Raw genomic sequence first — 21,673 nt, 5'->3', positions numbered from 1 at the left:
TTTATCCGTGCCCGCCGTGCCGGCGCCGTTGCAGGCCGCGGACGCTGTCAGGACCTGGTGCCGATGCGGGCGGCCAGTCCTTCTGCGAATTTCTGTGCCGTCAGCAGGTCGTCCGCGTCGGGGTGGCCCTTCCGCAGGCCGCCGACCAGTTTGAACGGCAGGAAGGTGTCGAACCCGCGGGTGGTGAAGGTGTCGATCACCTCGAAGCCCTTCTGCTCCAGCGGCTTCGCCAGTTTGCCGGTGAAGGGCTTCGCCGGCTTCTCGGGGAATCCACTGGTGGCGAAGACGAAGGCCTTGGTCGGCCGCACCTGCGGGAGGGCCTCGATGAAATCGCGCAGCTCCTTGTGGAAGTTGCCGGTGAAGATTCCGGAGCCGAAGCCCACCAGGTCGTATCCGGTGAGTTCGGCCGGCGAGATCTGACCGGGCGCGACGATGGGGGCCCGCAGGACCTGACCGATGACGTCCGCGATCTTCCTGGTGTTGCCATGCGACACCGAGGTACACACGATGATGGCCTTCATTGACGATGCTCCTTTCCCATGGGTGATGCCGCCAGCCTATCGGCGGCCAGGGCGGGTGAATATTCTCCGAACGGGGTAAGCGGGAGTATCCGGATGCGTCTTTAGTAGCATTCGCGCCGGTCCGCCATCGTGGGACGATAGTGCATCGAAGGCCGCGGAATTGTGTGCCGATCGTGGCTCGATAATTTCACCGAATTCGTCGTATTGTGATCGGGGTCACACTTGACTCGGTATTCCGGAGAGTGTCACGCTATTCGAGCGGCACCGCTGTGCTCGCATTCGAAATTCCCCCTCGCGTAAATAGCGCGCCATATTCCCTACCCAGCTGTTCCGCGCATATTCCGCGTATTCTCTCACCGATATCCAGGGTTATCGAATGAATACTGATATCGCGCTGGCTCCGGCACGTTCCGATCTGGACGATCGGCGCACGCTGGGCATCAGCCCGTTGCTCTCACCCGCCGATGTGCGCTTGGCGCATCCGATCGACGACACGCTTGCCGCCATCGTCCGCGCCGGCCGCCGCGCCACCGTGGAGACGCTCACCGGACTCGACGATCGCCTGCTGGTGATCGTCGGCCCCTGCTCGGTCCACGATCCCGCCGCCGCCATGGACTACGCGCGCCGCCTCGCCTCGCACGCCGCCGATCTCGCCGATCAGCTGCACGTGGTCATGCGCGTCTACTTCGAGAAGCCGCGCACCACACTGGGCTGGAAGGGGCTGGTCAACGACCCGCACCTGGACGGCACCTTCGACATCAACACCGGTCTGCGCCAGGCCCGCCGGCTACTCGTCGACATCACCGCGCTCGGCCTGCCGGTCGCCTGCGAATTCCTCGACCCGATCACCCCGCAGTACATCGCGGATCTGGTGTCCTACGGCGCAATCGGCGCCCGCACCGCCGCCAGTCAGGTGCACCGGCAGCTGGCCAGCGCGCTGTCCATGCCGGTCGGCATCAAGAACGGCACCGACGGCGACGTGCAGGTGGCCGTCGACGGGGTGCGCGCCGCCGGCGCGAGCCATGTCTTCCCCGGCACCGATCTGGACGGCCGTTCGGCGCTCATCCGCACCACCGGCAATGCCGACTGCCATGTGATCCTGCGCGGCGGCAGCACCGGCCCCAACTACGATGCCGTCGCCGTCGCCGAGGCCTGCCTGCGGCTGGAGAAGGCGACGCTGCCACAACGGGTGGTGGTGGATGCCAGCCACGGCAACAGCAGCAAGGACCACGAACGCCAGGTCGATGTCGTCACCGATCTGGCCGCCCGGATCGCCGCGGGGGACCGCAGCGTGGTCGGGGTGATGCTGGAGAGCTTCCTCGTCCCCGGCCGGCAGGATCTCACCCTCGGCGCGGCCGCCGATCTGGTGTACGGGCAGTCCATTACCGACGCCTGCCTGAGCTGGCCGGTCACCGCGAAACAACTCGACCGCCTCGCCGCCGCGGTCGCCACCCGTCGCCGCGCTGTTCCCGGAAGCACCGAAAAGGTTCCGGCGTAACCGAATCCGGCCGCCCGCAAGGAGGACAAGGTGACCCGTAGTACTGGTCTGCAGTGGCCGAGCGCAGGCATCGACCCGATTACCGATGATGAAGCGGAGTTCGACAGCCTCCGCCTCCCCGCCCTCGTCGGTCGTGACAAAGAGGTCACCGAAATCCGCTGTCTCATCGACGATCCGAGGGTTCGCCTGCTCACCCTGACCGGGCCGGCCGGGGTGGGCAAGAGCCGCCTCGCGCAGGAAGCGCTGGCGCCCGGCGCCCACCCCGGCGGCGAGATCATCGTGGATCTCGCCGAGGCGGGCACCCGCGTGGAGGCCTGGCACGCCGTGCTCGCCGCCGCCGGTTGCCCCGCCGAAACCGAAGGCGGCACCGCGGAATCGGCGCTCGAGCGGTTGACGGACCGGCTCGGTGACTCCCGGACCGCGCTGTTGCTGGACAACTGCGATCGGGTGACGGGGCTGATCACGCACGATCTGGGCCGGCTGCTGCGCGGCTGCCCGGATCTCGTGGTGGTGGCCGCCACCCGGGTGCTGTTCAATCTGCAACGCGAGTACGTGGTCTGTGTTCGCCCGCTGCGCACCCGGCCCGATGCGGGACCCTACCGCCCGGCCTCGTCCCCGGCGGCGCGGCTGCTGCTGGCGGGCATCGACAGCAGCTACCGGAGTTCGGCGGCGAATCGGCTGGTGCTGGACGAGATCGCGCGCGAACTCGACGGCGTGCCACTGGCACTGGAACTCGCGGCCATCACCGTCAACCGCATCGGACCGGTGCGGACCCTGCAAATGATCCGGTCCGGTGCGGGCCTGGCGCCGCTGCCCTACGTCGATGTGCCCGCGCGGCACCGTTCCCTGTCAGAGGCGGTCGCCTGGGGCATGGAACGGCTCGACGAGCCCATCGTCGATGTGCTGCTGCATCTTTCACTCTGCGAATCGGCGGTGGATCCGGACACCGTCGCGCTGATGGTGGACATGGCGGAGACGTTCATCGGCGGCACCCTGACCACCCTCATCGGCCACAGCCTGCTCCAGCGCACCGTCACCGACGCCGGTCACCCGAGCTATGAGCTGATCGCCACCGTCCGCGACTACTGCCGCCGCCTGCTCGACGCCGACCGCGCCCGCGGCGACCGCATCCGGCGCACGCACGCCGATCGCTGCTGTGAACTGGCGCAACGCCTTACCCGCGAGCTGGACCGGCCGGATCAGCGCGCGGGCGCGCTGACCGTGGCCGAGCAGCGGATCGACGACTTCCTGGCCACCGTGGGGCGGCTGCTGGAAATGGGGCAACCGGGACGTGCGGTCGAACTGGCCGCGCTGCTCGAGGACGTCTGGGTGCAGTTCGGCTATCTGTCCGAACTCGAGGCCCTGCTGGGGCAGTTCGCGAGTGAGCCGGCGGACCGGCCCGGTGCGCCGGATCCGGCGGTGCCGGCGGCCTTCGAACTGCTCGGCCGCTGGGCGCTGCGCACCGGCCGATCCCGCAGGGCGGCAGGGCTTTTCACCCACGCGGCCGAGGCCCATCGGCGACTCGGCGACGCGGCGGGCGCCCGCCGGGCCACCGGGTCGGCGGCGCCCGGGCCCGCCACCCGCCAGACGCTGGAGACCCATCGTGACGCGCTGCGAAATCCGGTGCGCGGCAGTCACATTCTCGACACGCTCGCGGCCGTCGAGGGCTGCGCGCTGGTCTATCGCGCGGCCGGACCGGAGTTCGCGGAACCGGCGGCCCTGTTGTTCGGCGGCGTGAACCACCTGCGCACCGTCTACGCCCTCCCGCTGCCGGAGGACATCGACGGGGATACCGCGCGGGTCGCGCATCTGATTCGCCCGGAAAGCGCCCGCACCCTCCGCGATATCGCCGCCGCCGCATTGTCCGGGCCCGATATCGAGGTCCAGGCGCATTCGCCCCTGGATGTGCTCACCGATCGGCAGCGGGAGATTGCCCTACTGGTCGCGGACGGACTCACCAATCGCATGATCGCCAGTCAGCTCGGGATTGCGGAATGGACCGTCATCAATCATCTCCGGCAGGTGATGGCGAAACTGAACTGCCCGTCCCGGCTGCATGTGGCACTGGTGGTGAAGGGTGAACCGGAAACCGCGGAATATCCGGTCGTCGCACCACTCCCATGACAAATGCTTGCTATTTCATCGCCGTAAATCGTCTATAGGCTTTTGCATAAGCCATCGAGAAAGAATTCAGGGGAAAAAATCGTGACAGAACTTCGACTGGGCTACAAGGCTTCGGCGGAGCAGTTCGCGCCGCGCGAACTCGTCGAGCTCACGGTAGCGGCCGAGGAACACGGCCTCGACAGTGCCATGATCAGCGATCACTTCCAGCCCTGGCGGTACAACGGCGGTCACGCGCCCTTCTCACTGGCCTGGCTGGCGGCGGCCGGTGAACGCACCCGCCGCATCCAGATCGGCACCTCGGTGCTCACCCCGACCTTCCGCTACAACCCGGCCGTGATCGCCCAGGCGTTCGCGACCCTGGCCTGTCTCTACCCGGACCGGGTGATGCTGGGCGTCGGATCGGGTGAGGCGCTCAACGAGATCGCCACCGGATTCACCGGGGAGTGGCCGGAATTCAAGGAGCGCTACGCCCGGCTGCGCGAATCGGTGGAGCTCATGCGGGCGCTGTGGACCGGTAAGCGCACCGATTTCGAGGGGCAGTATTACAAGACCGTCGGCGCCTCGATCTACGACGTGCCGGAGAACGGCGTCCCGGTGTACATCGCGGCGGGCGGCCCCCTGGTCGCCCGCTATGCGGGCCGGGTCGGCGACGGTTTCATCTGCACCTCCGGCAAGGGCATGGACCTCTACACCGAGAAGCTGATGCCGGCCGTCATCGAGGGCGCGGAGAAGGCGGGCCGCAGCGTCGCGGACGTCGACACCATGATCGAGATCAAGCTCTCCTACGACACCGATCCCGAACTGGCGCTGGAGAACACCCGCTTCTGGGCGCCGCTGTCGCTGACACCGGAGCAGAAGCACTCCATCTCCGATCCGATCGAGATGGAGGCCGCCGCCGACGCGCTGCCGATCGAGCAGATCGCCAAGCGCTGGATCGTCGGCACCGATCCGGACGAGGTGGTCTCGCACATCGAGCCCTATATCCGGGCCGGCATGCGGCACTTGGTCTTCCACGCCCCCGGCCACGATCAGGCGCGGTTCCTCGACCTCTTCGCCCGGGATCTCGCACCCCGGCTGCGCAAGCTCGGCTGAGTTTCCCTCATTCCACCGATACCGCTCGATTTCATTTGAACCGATAAGGATTCACCATGCAGACACTCCGGGTGGAGCGCATCATCGGCGCCCCGATCGACACCGTGTACGAATGGTTCGCCGACTCCGGCAATTACACGGCGTCGCCCTTCCTCCTGCGCAACGAATTGGTCGAACCGGGCGCCGACGCCCCGTACGGCGTCGGCGCGGTCCGCAAGATGTCCTGGCTGTTCGGCAGCTACACCGAACGGATCACCGCCAACGAGGCCCCCCGCAAGTTCGGCTGGGTGATCGAGAGCGGCGTGCCGGCCATCCGGCACCAGGGCGCCGAGCTGACCTTCTCGAAGGTGCCCGGCGGCACCCGCGTGGTGTGGACCACCAACGCGCAGGCCGCGATTCCGTTCGCCGCCGATTTCGTCACCCGCCACCTCGCATTCCGGGTGCTGGGCATCGCGTTCCGCAATGTGCTGCGCATCGCCGATGTCGCCATCACCTCACCGCGCAAGGGCAAGGGCAAGGTCCGCACCGGGCGTTCCGCCAAGCTGCGCAACTACCTGTTCGACCAGGTGCTCAAGCTGATCCGCAATATCCACCACGTCATCCTCGATGTGAGCGGTGGCAAGTGGGGCAACCGGCAGTTCGGCATGGCCGCCATCGAATTGCACGTCATCGGCCGCAAGTCCGGCGCCAAGCGCAGCGTGGTGCTGTGGGTGCCGCTCATGGAGCCGGACCGGGTGATCCTGGTGGCCTCCAAGGAGGGCGACGACCGCGATCCGGAGTGGTACAAGAACCTGCTCGCCACCCCGGAGATCGAACTCACCATCGACGGCGTCACCGAGCCCTGGGTGGGCCGCAAGGCCAGTGCCGAGGAGAAGGCCGTGCTCTGGCCGCGAATCGTCAAGGCATACCACGGTTTCGCCGTCTACCAGACGCGCACCGACCGCGACATCCCCGTCGTCATCTGCGAGCGGCCCGCCAGCGCAGCCAAAGCTGTCTGAGCCCGGCCCGGCCGTCCGATCCACCACAAGTATCGATCGAGAGGTTCCAGTGATGAAATCCCCTATGCCGCTGCGCATCGCCCTGGCCGTCGCCGCGGGCGCGGCGATCACGACCGCCGCGGCTGCCGCGGTCTCCGCCGCACCGTCGACTATCGCCGCTCCGGAAACCGTTGCCGTGGCGCCTATTTCGGATCCATCGCCGAGCACCGATCCGGCGCCTACCACCACCACGAAGCCGGCGCCGCCGACGCTGTCGGACCCCGGTTTCGATCCCAAGGCCGGGTACTGATTCCGGATAGATCAATAGCTCAGTAGATCGGTAAAGGTCATGACCGACCTTCGTACGGCGCCGCGGGTCACCGCGGCGTCGCCCGATATCGCGCGCAGCCGCCCGGCCCTTCCGTCGTTGACGGGGGCCCGGTGGTGGGCGGCATTCGCCGTCTTTCTCCTCCACGCCCTGGTGTTCCTGCCGGTGTACCCGTTCCAGAAGTCGGACCTGTTCCGGCGCATCCACTACTTCATGCCCATGCAGCTGGGCGCGGCCGGCGTCACGTTCTTCTTCGTGCTGTCCGGCTTCATCATCTACTGGTCGTTCAAGCCGGGATCGTCCGTGCCCCGGTTCTATTGGCGCCGGGTGCTGAAGATCTACCCGTCGCATCTGATCGCCTCGGCGGCCTTCATCCTGGCGGCGAGCGTGCCGCTGCACCGGCTGGTGGTGTGGGTCCCGAACCTGCTGCTGGTGCACACCTGGTTCCCGAAGTCGACCACCGTCGGCGGACTCAATGTGCCGTCCTGGTCGCTGGCCTCGGAAATGCTGTTCTACCTGAGCTTTCCGATCTTCCTGCCGCTGATCCGGCGGATCCCGACCCGGCATCTGCTGGCCTGGACCATCGGCCTGCTGCTGTTCGTGCTGGCGCTGCACACCGCGTACTTCCTGTTCGTGGACGGTCCCAAGGGCATCGAGAACGCCTTCGCGCCGCGGCTGGTGCCGGGCGATGTGTCGCCGAAGTTCGAATTGCATTCCTCGCCCGCCTGGTTCGCGCGTCCCGATATCCCGGTCGCGCCGTCCTATTGGCTGAGCTACAACTTCCCGCCGTCGCGGCTGCCGGAGTTCTTCGTCGGCGTGCTCGCGGCCCGGATGGTGCTCGAAGGCCGTTGGCGCAATACGCGTATGGGGCTGCCGCTGGCACTGCTGGCCCTCTCGTACGCGGCCACCTGGGTGGTGCCGGTCAACTTCAAGATGTCCGCGCTGCTGCTGGGCCCGATGACCGCCGTGGTCGCCACCCTCGCCGCCCGGGATCTGCAAGGCATTCGCGGCGTGAATTCGTCGAAAGTCATGGTCTGGCTGGGGAATGTGTCGTTCGCGTTCTACCTGATCCAGTTCCCGGTGATGGTGCTGATCACGCGGTACTGCATCGGTGGCCACGAGTACGGCTTCGCCGGCTGGCTGGGCTGGGCGGCGTTGTGCCTGGTGGTGTCGACGGCGCTGGGCGCACTGCTCTACTACCGGGTCGATCTACCGCTGATGTCGCGCTTCTCCGGTCGCAGAACCAAGAAAACCGGATAGCGAGGTCATCATGCGCTCTTCTTCTCAGCTGACGGACCTGCTGCGGCAGTCGCTCGTCTCCCTCGCGCCGGCGGAGGACCTGGCCCGGACTTCCGGCCCCGCCGAGGGATTCACCGTCTGCTATTGCGGCTGCGCCATGGCCGAATACGTGGTCACCCGTGACCGCGGGCCCGGACGGGGGACTCTCGAATGACACGAATCGCCGTACTCGGCACCGGATCCTATGTACCGGAACGCCGGGTATCGAATCAGGAAGTGGGCGCCGCGGCCGGCGTCGACAGCGAATGGATCATCCGCAAGACGGAGATCCGGGAACGCCGCTGGGCGCATTCAGGCCAGGCCACGTCGGATCTCGCGACCGAGGCCGCCGCCGCGGCCCTGGAGTCGGCGGGCATCGGCGCGCACGAGTTGCGCACCATCGTGGTCGCCACCTCGACGCCGGATCAGCCGCAGCCGCCGACCGCGGCGTTCGTGCAGCACAATCTGTCGGCGCACGGCGCCTCGGCGTTCGATGTGAACGCGGTGTGCTCCGGCTTCGTCTTCGCGCTGTCCACGGTGGAGGCCGCGCTGGCTCGCGCGGGCGGCGGGTACGGGCTGGTGGTGGGCGCCGATGTGTACTCGCGCATTCTCGACCCGGCCGATCGCCGCACGGTGGTGTTGTTCGGCGACGGTGCGGGCGCGGTCGTGCTCGGCCCGGCCGCCCGGGGCGGTATCGAACGTTCGGATCTGCACACCTTCGGGGAATTCACCTCGATGATCCAGGTGCCGGCGGGTGGCAGTCGCCGGCCGTTGGACCCGGCCGCGCACGCGCTGGGTGCGCAGTACTTCACGATGGACGGCCGCGGTGTCCGCGAGTTCGTGGCGGACCGGCTGCCCTTGCTGGTCAAGCAATTCCTGCACGACTGCGGCGTGGCCCCCGACGATATCGCGCACCTGATTCCGCATCAGGCCAACGGGGTCATGCTGGCGCAGCTCGAACAGGATCTCGGATTGCCGAATGCCGCACTGCACACCACCGTGACCCGCTTCGGGAACACGGGTGCGGCGTCGGTGCCGATCACCCTCGATCACGCATCCCGTTCGGGCGCACTGCATCCCGGCGAGAAGGCGCTGCTCATGGGTTTCGGCGGCGGTATGGCGGTCGGGCTCACGCTCCTCGAATGGGAAAGGGAGAAATAGATGTCCACGATCACGGAGGAGCCGTCGTTCCTCGCGACGAGACGCGGCAAACTCACCCTGGTATTGCTCTGCACGGCAGCGTTTCTCGACTTCGTCGACAGTTCGATCGTCAATCTCGCACTGCCGGCGATCCAGCGCGAGATGAAACTGTCGGTGACCACCCTGCAGTGGATCACCACCGGCTATCTGCTCACCTACGGCGGTCTCATGCTGCTGGGCGGGCGGCTGGCCGACCTGCTCGGGCGCCGCCGCATCCTCATGACCGGCACCGCGATCATCGGAATCGCCTCCGCCACCGCGGGTTTCGCGCATCACAGCGAGTTGCTGATCGGGTCCCGCTTCGCACAGGGCATCGGTGCGGCGCTCATGCTGCCCGCGGCGCTGTCCAGCCTCACCACCAGTTTCCGGCAGGGTTCCGACCGCAGCACCGCGCTGGGTGTCTGGGGCGGCGTCGGCGGTCTGGGCGCGGCGTCCGGCCTGGTCCTCGGCGGCGTCATCACCCAGGGGCCCGGCTGGCGGTGGGTGTTCTTCGTCAACACCCCGGTGGCGGCGCTGCTGCTCGCCGCCATCCCGCTGCTGATCCCCAGCGACCGGCACAACGAGGTGCGGCGCGGATTCGACGTGCTCGGCACGGTATTGGCGACCGGCGGCCTGATGCTGCTGGTCTACGCACTGGTGGAGGCTCCGGACCGGGGCTGGTCCAGCACCCGCACCGTGCTCGAACTCCTGCTGGCCGCCGCGCTGCTGGCCGGATTCGTGCTGAACGAGCACCGGATCTCGAATCCGCTGGTGCCACTGTCGATCTTCCGCGTCCGCGGGCTGGCCGCCGCCGATATCACCCAGATGCTGGTGGCCGCGGGCATGATGTCGCTGTTCTTCTTCGTCACGCTCTACGCCCAGTCGGTGCTCGGCTACGGCGAGATCAAGGCGGGCTGTGCGTATCTGCCGTTCAGCGCCACCATCATCGTGGTCTCCGGTCTCACCACCAAGCTCGTTCCCCGCTTCGGCACCCGGCCGGTCACGGTCGTCGGCGCCGCGGTGGCCGGCTTCGGCATCCTGCTGCTCTCCGGAATCCCCACGCACGGTTCGTATGTGCAGGATCTGCTGCCCGGTCTGATGATCACGGCGGCCGGTTCGGCGGCGGTGTTCGTCGCGAATACCACCGCCGCCAATGCGGGCGTCGCCGCGGACAAGGCCGGGCTGGCGGCGGCATTGCTCAATACCGCGCAGCAGATCGGCGTGGCCCTGGGGGTGGCGATACTGACCGCGATCTCCGTGTCCCGCACCGATAGTCAACTGGCACAGGGGCATCTGCCGCTCGATGCGATGACGGCCGGCTTCCGGCGCGCGCTGCTGTTCGCCGGAATCATCGCCGCCCTCGGCGCGGTGACCGCCCTGCGCACGGTCAGCACGCGCGGCGAGGCCGCCGAGCCCGTAGCGGAACCGCAGATCGACAAGGTTGCCGTCCAACAGTCCTGAAGGTGACATCGTGTCCAGTCACAACCCCTTGCGCCTCGCAGTGGTCGGTGTCGGCCCGCGCGGGCTGAGTTTCTTCGAGCGGATCTGCGCCAACCTGCGCCGGGACGGCGACCGTCTCGGCGCGGAGATCCATCTCGTGGACTCCACCCAGGTCGGTACCGGATCCGTCTGGCGCACAGATCAATCCAGACATCTGCTGATGAATACCGTGGCGGCACAGGTCACGATCTTCACCGACGACAGCGTGGCGATGGAGGGCCCGGTAGCGCCGGGCCCCAGCCTGTACGAATGGGCCAGTTTCCTGGTGAAGATCGGCAACTTCGCCCACCTGCCCGCCGATATGTACGAGGAGGCCCGGCGCACCGCCCCCAACACGTACCCCACCCGGGCCTTCTACGGTCACTACCTGCGCTGGGCCTACGAGCACATTCGCGATCGGTACACGCCGTGGCTGCGGATCCACGAGATCACCGCCACCGCAACCGATCTCCGGGACGAGGAGTCGGGCCTGCAGGAGCTGACGCTCAGTACCGGCGAGCGGATCGGCGGGCTGCACGCCGTCGTGCTGGCCCAGGGGCATCTGCAACCGGCCGACGAGAGCGGACCGGTCGCCACGGTGGGCCCGCGGCCGGGCCTGCTCCACATCGCACCGGTGAATGCCGCCGACGTCGACGTGGACCGGGTGCCGGAGGGGTCCGTCACCATCGTGCGCGGGCTCGGCCTCACCTTCTTCGATTACGCCGCACTGCTGACCGTGGGCCGCGGCGGCTGCTTCAAGGAGACCCAGCAGGAGGGGGTGCTGGAATACCTGCCCTCCGGGCGGGAACCGCTGATCGTGGCCGGATCCCGGCGTGGCGTACCGCATCACGCGCGCGGCGAGAATCAGAAGGCCATCGAGGAGCGGCACGTGCCCACGCTGCTCGATCCCGCTCGGATCGCCGAACTGCGCTGGCGGGCGGAGCATTTCGGTGATCTGTCGTTTCGCCGCGACGTCTGGCCGCTGGTCGCCCGGGAAGTGGAGGCCGTCTATTACGGTCTGCTCGTCGCCGACCGCATCAGCCCGCGGGAACTGCGCGAATTCCGCCGGCGCTATCTCGAGGCGCCGACCGAGCGGACGGCCGCGGAGGTGCTCGCCGAATACCGGATCCCGCCCGCGCAGCGGTGGGACTGGGCGGTGCTCGGCGATCCCACCGGGGGCCGTCGCTTCGGCGGTGTGGATCGCTTCCACGAGTGGCTGATCGGCTACCTCGAGGCCGATGTGCGCAATGCCCGGCTCGGCAATGTGCACGGCCCGGTCAAGGCGGCGCTGGACGTGCTGCGCGATCTGCGCAACGAGATCCGGCTGATCGTCGACCACGGCGGCATCACCGGCCGCTCCTACCGCGAGGACCTCGACGGCTGGTACACGCCGTTGAACGCCTTCCTGTCGATCGGCCCGCCGGCTAACCGCATCGCCGAGCTGTCGGCGCTGATCCGGGCGGGCGTGGTGCGGATCGTCGGGCCGGGCATGCGGGTCCGGCTCGATGCCGCCGCAGGCTGTTTCGTGGCGGACTCCCCGATGGTCGACGGCTCCACCGTGACCGGCGAGACCCTTATCGACGCGCGGCTGCCCGAACCCGATCTCGGCGCCACCGGTGACCGGCTCATGCGCAATCTGCTGCAGAGCAACAGGATTCGCGGCTTCACACTGTCCGACCCGGACGGCCGCCGCTATCCGACCGGCGGCCTGGACGTGGCCCGGGATTCGCACGCGGTCCTCGATGCCGCGGGCCGCCCGCATCCGCGCCGTTTCGCGGTGGGAGTGCCCACCGAGGCCGTGCACTGGGTGACCGCGGCGGGCCCGCGCCCGGGCGTGAACTCGGTGACCCTGTCCGATAACGACGGCATCGCCCGCGCCATCCTCGCCGCACACCGTGACACCGGCGGCGTACTCCAGCGAAAGGACCCCGTCGATGTATTCGGATAGCGGATTGCTGTCCCCGGTCCGGGCCGGCGCCCCCGTCGAGGACCTGGTGTCCGACGACGCCTGGATCGAGGCCATGCTCGAAGTGGAGCTGGCCCTGGCGCGGGCGCAGGCGCGGCTGGGCATCATTCCCGCCGATGTGGTCGGGCCGATCCACCTGGCGGTGCGGTCGCACCGGTTCGATGCCCGCGCGCTGGCGCGGGCATCGCGCGGCGCGGCCAATCCGGTGGTGGCGTTCGTGCGGGAACTGCAGCGGGTGGTGGCCGAGGTCGATCCCGGCAGCGCGGGGCTCGTGCACTGGGGATCGACCAGCCAGGACATCTTCGACACGGCGACCATGCTCATCGCCGCGCGTGCATTGACGGCGATCATCGAGGACCTCGAGGCGAGCGTGCATGCCCTGACCGGGCTGGGGGACCGGCATCGGGATACGCTCCTCGCCGCGCGGACGCTCGGTATGCACGCCGTGCCCACCACCTTCGGGGCGCGGGTCGCGAGCTGGATCCAGGGACTGCTCGACGGCGCCGACCGGCTACTGCGGGTCCGCGACGGGCTGCCCGTCCAACTCGGCGGCGCGGCAGGCACTTTCGCGTCGTATATCGAGTGTGCCCGCCGCAGCGGCGGCGAATTCGCCACCGCGAGCGCCACGGAGATCCAGGCTCGGCTGACTGGGGAATTGGCTGCGGAACTGTCCCTGGCGCAACCGGTTTCCGCATGGCACAGTGTCCGTACGCCGATCGCCGATCTGGCGGGCGCACTGGCCACGACCTCGGGTGCGCTCGGCAAGTTCGCCATCGATGTGATCTCCCAATCCCGCACCGAGGTGATGGAGGTATCCGAACCGGCCGCAGCGGGCCGCGGCGAATCGTCGGCCATGCCGCAGAAGCGGAATCCCGTGCTGGCCACCATGATCCGCACCGCCTCGCTCCAGGTGCCGGCCCTGGCCGCGACGCTGTTCGCCGCCATGCCGGCCGAGGACGAACGGTCACCCGGCGCCTGGCACGCCGAATGGCAGCCGCTGCGTGAAATCCTGCTGCTGGTAGGCGGATCCGCGTACACCGCGGCCGAACTCGCCGCGGGACTACAGGCCGACCCGGACCGCATGAGCCGCACCCTGGCGCTGAGTCACGGCCAGGTGATGGCGGAACGCCTGTCCATCCGCCTCACGCCGCTGCTGGGCCGTGCCGAAGCGAAGAAGGTCCTGCAGACCGCCGCTTTCGAGGCCGAAGAAACCGGAACGGGCCTCGCCGAGATACTCGCCGCCAATGCCGCGGTGCGCAATCATCTCGGCGTCGAAGAAATCCACGAATTACTGCGCCCCGAAACCTATCTGGGGGTGGCGCCGGATCTGATCGATCTGGTTCTCGGCCGGATCTGAGGTGCGCGGCCCCGTTCCATTTGAATGAGAATTGAACATCATTGCTGCGGTGGAGCTTTCGATCGAAACTTGAATGGCAGTCCGGATCGGCTGTCCAGTCTGGTTCACTTTCGTATTGCTCTGAAGGAGTAAACAATGTTCGACAAGCTATTCTTCGCGCGCGCGTCAATGGTCGCGGTAGGTTGTGCCGCGGCGGCGGTCACGATTATCGGCCCGGCGCAGGCCGATGGGGGATCGACCACGGTAAGTCCCGCCGGAGCAGCTGTTTCGGCCACCAATCAGGGACCGGTGACCGCCACGGTCGGTATCGTGACCGCCACCTGCAACACCGTCACCGCAACCGGTGCGGTGCCCGCCGCGCCGAACAATCAGAATTCGAACGGCCCGGTATCGGTGCCGATCGGATCGCCCGCCGTCAGCGACTGCTCGGGCAGCATTCCGGGTACCACCGCCACCGCGACCACCGCCGGCACCTGGGCGGTTTCGGTGCAGAACGGGTCGACGATCGCCGGTAACCTGACAATCCCGCAGGGCGGGTTGACGATTACCACCAGTGGATTGGCGAATTGCGTCGCCGTGGTCGCTCCGAACGGTCCGGTTTCCGTCACCGGCACTTTCGCCAACGGCAGCCCGTCCACGGTGACGGCAAGTAATGTCTCGGTGCCGGTTTCGATTACCGGTGACGGCCTCTGCCCGACGAATACCACCACGGCCACGGTCTCGGCCGTCTTCGCGCTGACCAACACCAGCGACCCGACGCAGCCGATTACCGTCGGGCCGTAATTCCTATTGCCACACATCGATCCCGAAAACAAAGCCCGCGTACAGATTCTGTACGCGGGCCTTTTGTTGTGTCCGCGGTTGTTCAGTAGTGGCGAACCGCGCCGGCCGGCACCGGCGCCGTTGTGGTGGGTGTCGTTGTGGTGGTGGGCGCCGTGGTCGGCGCCGAATCGGACGTCGGTACAACCGATTCCGGCGCGGACAGGTTCGATGCCGCCGGCGGGCTCGTTGTCGTCGGTGCGACCGACGTGGTGTCGGGCGCGGCAGCGATCGGCGGAGTCGAAGTGGTGGGCAGGGGAGTCGAACCGGCGGGGAGTGGGGTCGACATGGCGGGGAGTGGCGTCGTGGTGGTGGGCAGGGGCGTCGTGGTGCTGGGCAGCGGTGTCGTGGTGCCGGGCAGGAGTGGCGTCGTGGTGGGGATCGAGGAAGTGCCGGGGAGCGGAGTTGTGCTGGTAGGCAAGGGAGTTGGCGCCGATGATACCTGGACCGGATCATCCTGCGGCGGATCCGGCTGTGCGGGAGGTACGGGGCAGAAGATGCCGCACGGGATCGCCGGCAGGCCCGGGATATTGATGAAGACGTCGATTCTGAACTGGTCCGGCGATCCCGTGGTGCCGGAGTTCGAAGGGTCGGGCGTCAGCGGGGGGACCGTGGTGACCCCGGGGAGAGTCGTGATCGCGGGGACAGGTGTCGTCCCCGGGACGGTCGTGCTCGGCGAGGAGGGCGAGGTGGAGGCGCTGACATCCGCGGCGCCGACCGTCATGCTCGATCCGGCGCCGTCGGGCAGGGGGCCGGTACCGCCGGGGCTGCTCACCTGGATGGACGTGGCACCGTTCTGGTAGGCGACAGCCCAGCTCAGCACCTGATCCGCATAGGACGTGGACTTGTTGTAGCGCAGGATCGCCTGCAGTTCTTGGTCCTTGTCGCGCAGGTCGAGTCCGCCCGAGCACAGGTATTTGCCCGCGGCCAGGGCGGCGTCGAAGACATTGTTCGGATCGGGATGGCCGTTGCCCCGGCCGTCGGCGGCGTACACCGCCCAGGTGCCGGGCAGGAACTGCATCGGCCCGATCGCCCGGACATAGCCGCCGTCACTGGCTTTGATGACCTCGTTGCCGGGTAGCGTTCCATCCAGCGCCGGACCGTAGATGGTGCCGACGGTGGTCCCGTCCGCGTCGGTGTGGCCGTTGTCGGCGTGGTTGGACTCCACTTTTCCGATGCCCGCCAATAGGTTCCAGGTCAATCCGCAGTTCGGTGTCGAGGACTGCAACTGCTGCTCGGCCTTGTGATACGCGTCGAGCGCGATCTGCGGAATTCCCAGCGACCCGTCGTGCGGCGCTGGTGCGTCGTGTGGCGCCGGTGCGTTGTGCGGTGCCGGTGCGTCGTGTGGCGCTGGGGCGTTGTGCGGTGCCGGTGCGTCGTGCCGTGGCGGGACGGCCTGTGGCGGCGCGTCCTTTCGCGGCAGGGCGGGGCCGGGTGGCGCGCTGCGGTCGTCGGCGCGTGGCGTGGCCGAATGCATCTGGGCGGCAGCCAAATTCACGTCCGCGACCGGAGCGCCGCTGTGCGCCACCGAGCCCGATGTCAGGAAACCCATGGCCAATAGCGCGGATACGGTAACAGGACCGGGAATTCGCATGGGAGATCAATCCTCTCGAGATGTTTACGTCACCGCGACGCCAGCCATTGCTTGAACTGCCCGGTGTCGAATACTTTCCCTGCCAGATCGCCGTCGGTATTCGATCGGATTGCGGTGACACGGGTTTCGGTCCAGCCGAACCAGGTGTGCGACGGATAATCCAGCAGGAGCCGGGCGCCGGGAGTCAGGGCCCGGGCGGCCTCGGCTTCCTCGGTGCCGGCGGCAATGGCTTGCGGGCTGTACGGCGGGCTCGGGGTGAGCTGCAGCATGTCGATGCCGGACCGCGATCCGATGTGCACCGGCACAGCGAGATAGGACGGCATGCCCGCGGAGCGCAGTGTCGAATCGGCGCCGCCGGCGAATTTCGGATCGGTGGCATAGACGAGAACGGGTGCACCGGCTCGCCGCAGCGACGCCGACGGGGAACCGGGATCGAACGGATTCTGTGACCGGAGAAAGGATCCGGCGAGCTGCCCGGCCGCGGGGGTATCCAGCACCCTATCGACCGCATCGGCGTCCGGGGCGATGATCCACCGCGCATCGGAATGCATCGGATGATCACGGGCCCGATGTTCGGCCACATACACCTGTACGCACAGACCCGTGATGACCAGAAACACTGCGGCAGTGAGTATCTGGCGGATCATTCCGTCTTGGATATTCTGTAGTCTTCGCCGAACCAGGTCCACGCCGAGTTCTGGCTGTACGACGCCAGCGTTTGCGTGACCTGCCGCTGGGAGGTCGGCCAGGGATCCCCGTAGGTGATCGTGCCCGCATCCGCGTCATAGCCGTAGATGACCTGCGCGTGCCCGCCGCCCGCCGCCCAGGCGATTCCGGTGAGAATCGGGTGATTCGCCGTGATCTCGTCGGAGATGGTTTTCATCGAGAACGGCGAACCGACCTTCGCGGTGAATCCGATCTTGCCGAAGGCGGCGGCGATCTCTTCGAGCGAAGCATTGTCGTTGGGGCAGGTGTCGTCGGCGCCCGCGCCGTGCACGAGTTTGCAATAGTCGTTCTGGTCGATCGTATAGCCGAGATATCCGGAGATCGACGCGCCGTCGGCCGCCCAGCACCATTGATTCCATTCCTGCACCTGCTGGGCGTAGGGCAGGGTCTGTGCCCCGGTCGCCGCCTCGCGCGGTTCGAGGACGCCGGGCAGTCCGGTCGATACCCGCAGCCCGGAGGGCCGGCCGCTGAAATCCTTCCCATCCGGCGGGGGATCGGCGATCGAACTGCTTTGCACGAGGGCAAGGGTGATCATCACCGCGGTGATGGCCGAGCCGAGAAGTTTCCACTCCAGTCGCACCAGCGCACTTCCTTTCACGCGAAATTGTGCAATGAATGGATCGTAATTTCCTGCCGTGTCACGTAAAACGATGAACATTTGAACGGGCTGAACATCCTTGAACACTCTTGCCTGGTCCGGGAATTGCGCGAAATATCGATTCCGTCGCGCACAATCTCGCGACGATAATCACAGCCAGGAGAATTACATGCGTTATTCATGCCTGCCCGCCGCAGTGGCATTCGTCGTCGGTGTCGGAATCGTCTCGGCGGGATTCGCGGTCGCGGACCCGACGCCGACCACCCCCGGCGGCAACCTCCCGCACCACGGCATGGGTCTCGATCTGAAAGCGGTGAAGGCCGCCAAGGGCCGGGACACCAGCTCCGGCAACGCGCTGCCGGTCCGTGTCGGTGCGGTCGGAGAACCGCCGGCCGAGTACTCGCTGCAGCAGTACGCGATCTCCCCGGGAGATCAGGGTTCCGTGGGCTCGTGCGTGACCTGGGCGACCGGGTACACCGGCTACGGGCTGCTGATGAACGAGCAGAACATCACCGGCGGCCCGATGGCCCCGATGTACATCTACTCGCAGATCGCGAAGGGCAATGATCAGGGCACCTATGCCTCGGTCGCCCTCCCGATGGAAGAACAGCAGGGCATCGACACCAAGTCCGACTACTACCAGGGCGATTTCGACTTCACCACTCAGCCCACCGACGCCGAGCGGGCGAATGCCGCGCACTACCAGCTCTCCGGCGACAAGGATCTGACCCAGGGCGACGTGGTGTCCAATATCAAGCAGTCGATCGCCGCGGGCATGCCGGTGCCGATCGGATTCCAGGTCAGGTCGAGTTTCGAGAACCTGAACAGCAGCAACTACAACTACACCCCCGATCCGTCGGACACCGTCATCGGCGGCCACGAGGTGACGATCGTCGCCTACGACGAGAACGGCGTCACCATCGAGAACTCGTGGGGATCGAACTGGGGTAACAGCGGATTCTTCACCGCCCCTTGGTCTTTCATCACCGGCGGGGACGTGGACGAAGTCCACTCGATGGGCCGGCTCGTCACCCAGTAACGCTCATTGCACGGGTCGTTCAATGGTGAGGGTTGGACTGCACCCGATTGAATCGAATTGAATCGCATTGAATCGATACTCCGGTTCCTGTCGGCATTACCGACAGGAACCGGAGTCGTTTCAATCGTCGCGGCGTTCCAGATACGCCGCGAACCTGCGCCAATCCTCGGCAAGGAAATAAGCGAGTTCGACGATCATGGTGACGGTGTGAGCGGGCATGGCATCCACGACAGTCTCGAGTCCGGTATTCGCGACCGCGTATACATCCAGTCGGCGCAGCAGCGCGCGGCCGGCCTCGGTGAACCGCAGCGAGGGATCCGCTCGCAGCCGCTGGATCACCAGCCGGGGATCCTTGATATGCATCCGTTCGGCGGTCCGTGGCGGCAAGGGCGAACGCCGTGCCGGTTCGGGCTCATGGGCGATGGCCGGCGCATTACGTGGCTTCCGCTCCGGAATCGGATCATCGCCGCGACGCAGCCGCTGCCGCACATCGTGGGCCGTGCCGAGCGATACGCCGGCCGCCTTGGCGACCTCCCGCAGTGGGGCCTCCGGTGAGCGGGTCATCAGTTCACTCGCGAGCCGGCGGCCATTCTCGGTACTGGAGGAATGCAGCCGGCCGTCTCTGCCGAGGCGGATGTTCGCCTGGGTGTCTACCCCAGTCGAACGGCGTAGCGCTCCGACCGTCTTGTGTGAGAGGCCGGTCGTCACGCCGATGGCCCGGTCCGACCATTCCGGGCATTCGCCGATGATGCGGGCGGCCGCGGCTTTCCGGTCGGCCAATGAGAGCGGCAGGCCGTGGGTGATGTTCATCTGCACGGACATAATGAAGGCTTCCGCTTCGGTGCCATGGAAGAATCGCGCCGAGATTCTCTCATCACCCCGCAACCGTGCCGCGCCGACTCGGTGAGCGCCGTCGATCACCCGCATAGTCGGTCGGTGCACCAGGATTGGCGGCAGTGTTTCGCCGGTCTCCGCCAGTGCGCGAATATGAGCCACGTCTTCCCCTACAAGGCGTGGTGAGCCGGCCAGTACCAAGGAGTCGATAGGTACCTCGACCGTGCATATTTGGTTCGCCTCCTGTTCATCTATCGCGAGCGGTCCGCTCGGGAACACAGAGGCATCGGGGGTGGTACGGACTTCTTGGTCCATCGACGTGACTCCCAACATGTTGATCGCGCTCGGCTCTATTGCCCCTCAGCTCGAGCGCCGCACAGTGTTTCAACAGGTACTTTAAAGGTTCTTCTCAGACAAGGAACCATGTTGAACATGTGCACAAATGGCCTCTAAAGGGCACGTTGCACATCTGTGATATACAAATTGACTGCACGGATGTGTTAACTCGAGCGAGAAATCTTCGTATCTCTATTTCAACTACATTCCGCGCCGGGGCTCTATACGATATGGGGTTGCTGATCTTCGGGGAGCCTTGAACGGCATTGGCCGACCCGCCTCGCACCCGTAATCTGATGCCCATCCTTCTCCTCCCCCCACTGCATCGGTGGTGCATCTTGTGGAAGTTGTTATCCCCCTTGGTATTAGGAACCGTCTTCGGCTTGTGGGTGCTCGGTCCACCCGGCCTGACCGGCTTCGCCGCGGCGGACAATCCGCCGGCGACCGAACGTGCGGTCACCGATATCGTGCCGGCGCCGGTGCAGGCGCGATCCGATCCCGCCGCGAACTTCACCCTGACCGCTGACAGTGTGATTCGCGCCGAGTATCAGGCCCATGACGTGGCCGACTACTTGGGCAATCTGCTGCGTCCCGCGACGGGATTTCCGATCCCCGTGGTGGATCGGTACGACTCGGACAAGCCCGGGATCACCTTGCAACTGGGCGATGCCGATCAGCAGCTCGGTAACGAGGGTTACCAGCTGACGGTGGCGAAAGACGGAATCACGCTGCAGGCGAACACAACCGACGGATTGTTCGAGGGTGTGCAATCGCTGCGTCAGCTGTTTCCCGCCGCGATCGGCAAATCGTCGGTGCAGCAACAGGATTGGACTGTCTCCGGCGGCACGGTGTTCGACTATCCGCGGTTCGCCCGGCGCGGCGCCATGCTCGACGTCGCCCGGCACTTCTTCGGCCCCGATCAGGTGAAGCGGTATATCGACCAGATCGCCCAGTACAAGATCAACACATTGCACCTGCACCTGACCGACGATCAGGGCTGGCGTATCGAGATCAAGAGCTGGCCGCAGCTGACCGAGATCGGCGGCAAGACGGCGGTCGACGGCGATCCGGGCGGCTTCTACACTCAGGATCAGTACACCGATATCGTGAATTACGCTGCCTCCCGGCATATTACGGTGGTGCCCGAGGTCGATATGCCCGGCCACACCAATGCCGCGCAAGCCTCCTACGGCGAGCTCAACTGCGACGGCAAGCCCGTGCCGCCGCGCACCGATATCGATGTGGGCTACAGCTCGCTGTGCATTTCGAGCCCGACCACCTACAAGTTCGTCGAGGACGTCATCCGTGAGCTGGCGGCGCTGACTCCCGGCCCGTACCTCGATATCGGTGGTGACGAGGCCAAGTCCACTTCGGCCGCGGATTACAGCGCCTTCTACGCGAAGGTGATGCCGCTGGTTTCCGAGTACGGCAAGCAGATTCAGGCCTGGCACAATATCGTCGAGGCGAATCCGCCCGTCTCGGCCGTTCCGGAGTACTGGGATACCGCCCGGAGCAATCCCGATGTGGCGGCGGCCGCCGCCCGCGGCAACAAGATTCTGCTGGCGCCGGCCGACAAAGCCTATCTGGATATGAAATACACGCCGGACGATCCGCTGGGTCTGCACTGGGCGGGCTACGTCGAGGTGCAGGACTCCTACGACTGGGATCCCGCCACCGTACTGCAGGGCGTGCCGGAGAGCAGCGTCGCCGGCGTCGAGGCCCCACTCTGGTCGGAGACCTTGCGCACCAGCGCCGATATCGAATATCAGGCCTTCCCGCGCCTGGCCGGGATCGCCGAGATCGGCTGGTCGCCCGCCGCGACCCACAACTGGGACAACTACCGGACGCGGCTCGCCGCACAGGGTCCGATCTGGGCCGCGCAGGGCATCAACTTCTACCGGTCCCCGCAGGTGGACTGGAAGTAAGGA

Annotated in this window: 19 protein-coding genes; 14 read left to right on the top strand and 5 right to left on the bottom strand. The window is 66.7% G+C overall.

Annotated features, from left to right (window positions below):
* Positions 1–47: 47 nt before the first annotated feature.
* Positions 48–521, bottom strand: coding sequence for a flavodoxin family protein (locus ACIP5Y_RS11430; protein WP_400349681.1), 474 nt, complete (start codon positions 519–521; stop codon positions 48–50).
* A gap of 376 nt (positions 522–897) precedes the next feature.
* Here ACIP5Y_RS11430 and ACIP5Y_RS11425 point away from each other — a divergent pair, with 376 nt between their 5' ends.
* From ACIP5Y_RS11425 to ACIP5Y_RS11370, 12 genes are all read left to right on the top strand, one after another.
* Positions 898–2,019 (top strand): 3-deoxy-7-phosphoheptulonate synthase, encoded by a 1,122-nt coding sequence (locus ACIP5Y_RS11425; protein ID WP_400349680.1) that lies wholly within the window; start codon positions 898–900, stop codon positions 2,017–2,019.
* A 30-nt stretch (positions 2,020–2,049) separates the two neighbouring features.
* Positions 2,050–4,143: an ATP-binding protein gene (locus ACIP5Y_RS11420; protein WP_400349679.1), complete on the top strand. Its 2,094-nt coding sequence runs from the start codon at positions 2,050–2,052 to the stop codon at positions 4,141–4,143.
* 78 nt (positions 4,144–4,221) lie between these two features.
* The gene (gene fgd, locus ACIP5Y_RS11415) at positions 4,222–5,235 is read left to right on the top strand and encodes a glucose-6-phosphate dehydrogenase (coenzyme-F420) (protein WP_400351239.1); all 1,014 of its coding nucleotides are present in this window, start codon (positions 4,222–4,224) and stop codon (positions 5,233–5,235) included.
* Between the two features lie 56 nt (positions 5,236–5,291).
* Positions 5,292–6,233, top strand: a complete 942-nt coding sequence (locus ACIP5Y_RS11410) for a nitroreductase/quinone reductase family protein (RefSeq protein WP_400349678.1) — start codon at positions 5,292–5,294, stop codon at positions 6,231–6,233.
* A 52-nt stretch (positions 6,234–6,285) separates the two neighbouring features.
* Positions 6,286–6,522 carry a hypothetical protein gene (locus tag ACIP5Y_RS11405; RefSeq protein ID WP_400349677.1) on the top strand — a complete coding sequence of 79 codons (237 nt, stop codon included), beginning with the start codon at positions 6,286–6,288 and terminating at the stop codon, positions 6,520–6,522.
* 39 nt (positions 6,523–6,561) lie between these two features.
* On the top strand, positions 6,562–7,800 hold the full coding sequence (locus ACIP5Y_RS11400) for an acyltransferase family protein (protein WP_400349676.1): 1,239 nt from the start codon (positions 6,562–6,564) through the stop codon (positions 7,798–7,800).
* A gap of 10 nt (positions 7,801–7,810) precedes the next feature.
* On the top strand, positions 7,811–7,993 hold the full coding sequence (locus ACIP5Y_RS11395; protein ID WP_397008846.1) for a hypothetical protein: 183 nt from the start codon (positions 7,811–7,813) through the stop codon (positions 7,991–7,993).
* Positions 7,990–8,979: a 3-oxoacyl-ACP synthase III family protein gene (locus ACIP5Y_RS11390; protein WP_400349675.1), complete on the top strand. Its 990-nt coding sequence runs from the start codon at positions 7,990–7,992 to the stop codon at positions 8,977–8,979. Before ACIP5Y_RS11395 ends, ACIP5Y_RS11390 begins: the two co-directional genes overlap by 4 nt.
* Complete coding sequence (locus ACIP5Y_RS11385) at positions 8,980–10,458, top strand: MFS transporter (protein ID WP_400349674.1); 1,479 nt, start codon at positions 8,980–8,982, stop codon at positions 10,456–10,458.
* A 10-nt stretch (positions 10,459–10,468) separates the two neighbouring features.
* On the top strand, positions 10,469–12,424 hold the full coding sequence (locus ACIP5Y_RS11380; RefSeq protein WP_400349673.1) for an FAD/NAD(P)-binding protein: 1,956 nt from the start codon (positions 10,469–10,471) through the stop codon (positions 12,422–12,424).
* A complete protein-coding gene (locus ACIP5Y_RS11375) occupies positions 12,411–13,799 on the top strand; it encodes an adenylosuccinate lyase family protein (protein WP_400349672.1) in 1,389 nt (462 codons plus the stop codon). Before ACIP5Y_RS11380 ends, ACIP5Y_RS11375 begins: the two co-directional genes overlap by 14 nt.
* A 135-nt stretch (positions 13,800–13,934) precedes the next feature.
* Positions 13,935–14,582: a hypothetical protein gene (locus tag ACIP5Y_RS11370; RefSeq protein ID WP_400349671.1), complete on the top strand. Its 648-nt coding sequence runs from the start codon at positions 13,935–13,937 to the stop codon at positions 14,580–14,582.
* Positions 14,583–14,664: 82 nt separating this feature from the next.
* Here the strand turns inward: ACIP5Y_RS11370 and ACIP5Y_RS11365 are convergent, their stop codons facing one another.
* The 3 genes from ACIP5Y_RS11365 to ACIP5Y_RS11355 are packed head-to-tail and all read right to left on the bottom strand — an operon-like array spanning position 14,665 to position 17,536.
* Positions 14,665–16,212 (bottom strand): lytic transglycosylase domain-containing protein, encoded by a 1,548-nt coding sequence (locus ACIP5Y_RS11365; protein ID WP_400349670.1) that lies wholly within the window; start codon positions 16,210–16,212, stop codon positions 14,665–14,667.
* Positions 16,213–16,241: 29 nt separating this feature from the next.
* Entirely contained in the window at positions 16,242–16,859 is a 618-nt protein-coding gene (locus tag ACIP5Y_RS11360; RefSeq protein ID WP_400349669.1) for a hypothetical protein, read from the bottom strand.
* On the bottom strand, positions 16,856–17,536 hold the full coding sequence (locus ACIP5Y_RS11355; protein ID WP_400349668.1) for a papain-like cysteine protease family protein: 681 nt from the start codon (positions 17,534–17,536) through the stop codon (positions 16,856–16,858). The genes ACIP5Y_RS11360 and ACIP5Y_RS11355 overlap by 4 nt, the downstream gene beginning before the upstream one ends.
* A 169-nt stretch (positions 17,537–17,705) precedes the next feature.
* Between ACIP5Y_RS11355 and ACIP5Y_RS11350 the strand changes: the two genes are divergently transcribed.
* Positions 17,706–18,575 carry a C1 family peptidase gene (locus ACIP5Y_RS11350; protein ID WP_400349667.1) on the top strand — a complete coding sequence of 290 codons (870 nt, stop codon included), beginning with the start codon at positions 17,706–17,708 and terminating at the stop codon, positions 18,573–18,575.
* Positions 18,576–18,695: 120 nt separating this feature from the next.
* Here ACIP5Y_RS11350 and ACIP5Y_RS11345 read toward each other — a convergent pair whose 3' ends face one another.
* Positions 18,696–19,571, bottom strand: coding sequence for a ParB/RepB/Spo0J family partition protein (locus ACIP5Y_RS11345; RefSeq protein ID WP_400349666.1), 876 nt, complete (start codon positions 19,569–19,571; stop codon positions 18,696–18,698).
* Between the two features lie 563 nt (positions 19,572–20,134).
* Here ACIP5Y_RS11345 and ACIP5Y_RS11340 point away from each other — a divergent pair.
* The gene (locus ACIP5Y_RS11340) at positions 20,135–21,670 is read left to right on the top strand and encodes a beta-N-acetylhexosaminidase (RefSeq protein ID WP_400351238.1); all 1,536 of its coding nucleotides are present in this window, start codon (positions 20,135–20,137) and stop codon (positions 21,668–21,670) included.
* The last annotated feature ends 3 nt before the right edge of the window (positions 21,671–21,673 follow it).

Source organism: Nocardia sp. NPDC088792, assembly GCF_044750615.1.
Taxonomy (GTDB): Bacteria; Actinomycetota; Actinomycetes; order Mycobacteriales; family Mycobacteriaceae; genus Nocardia.
This window is presented reverse-complemented; position numbering and strand designations above follow the sequence as displayed.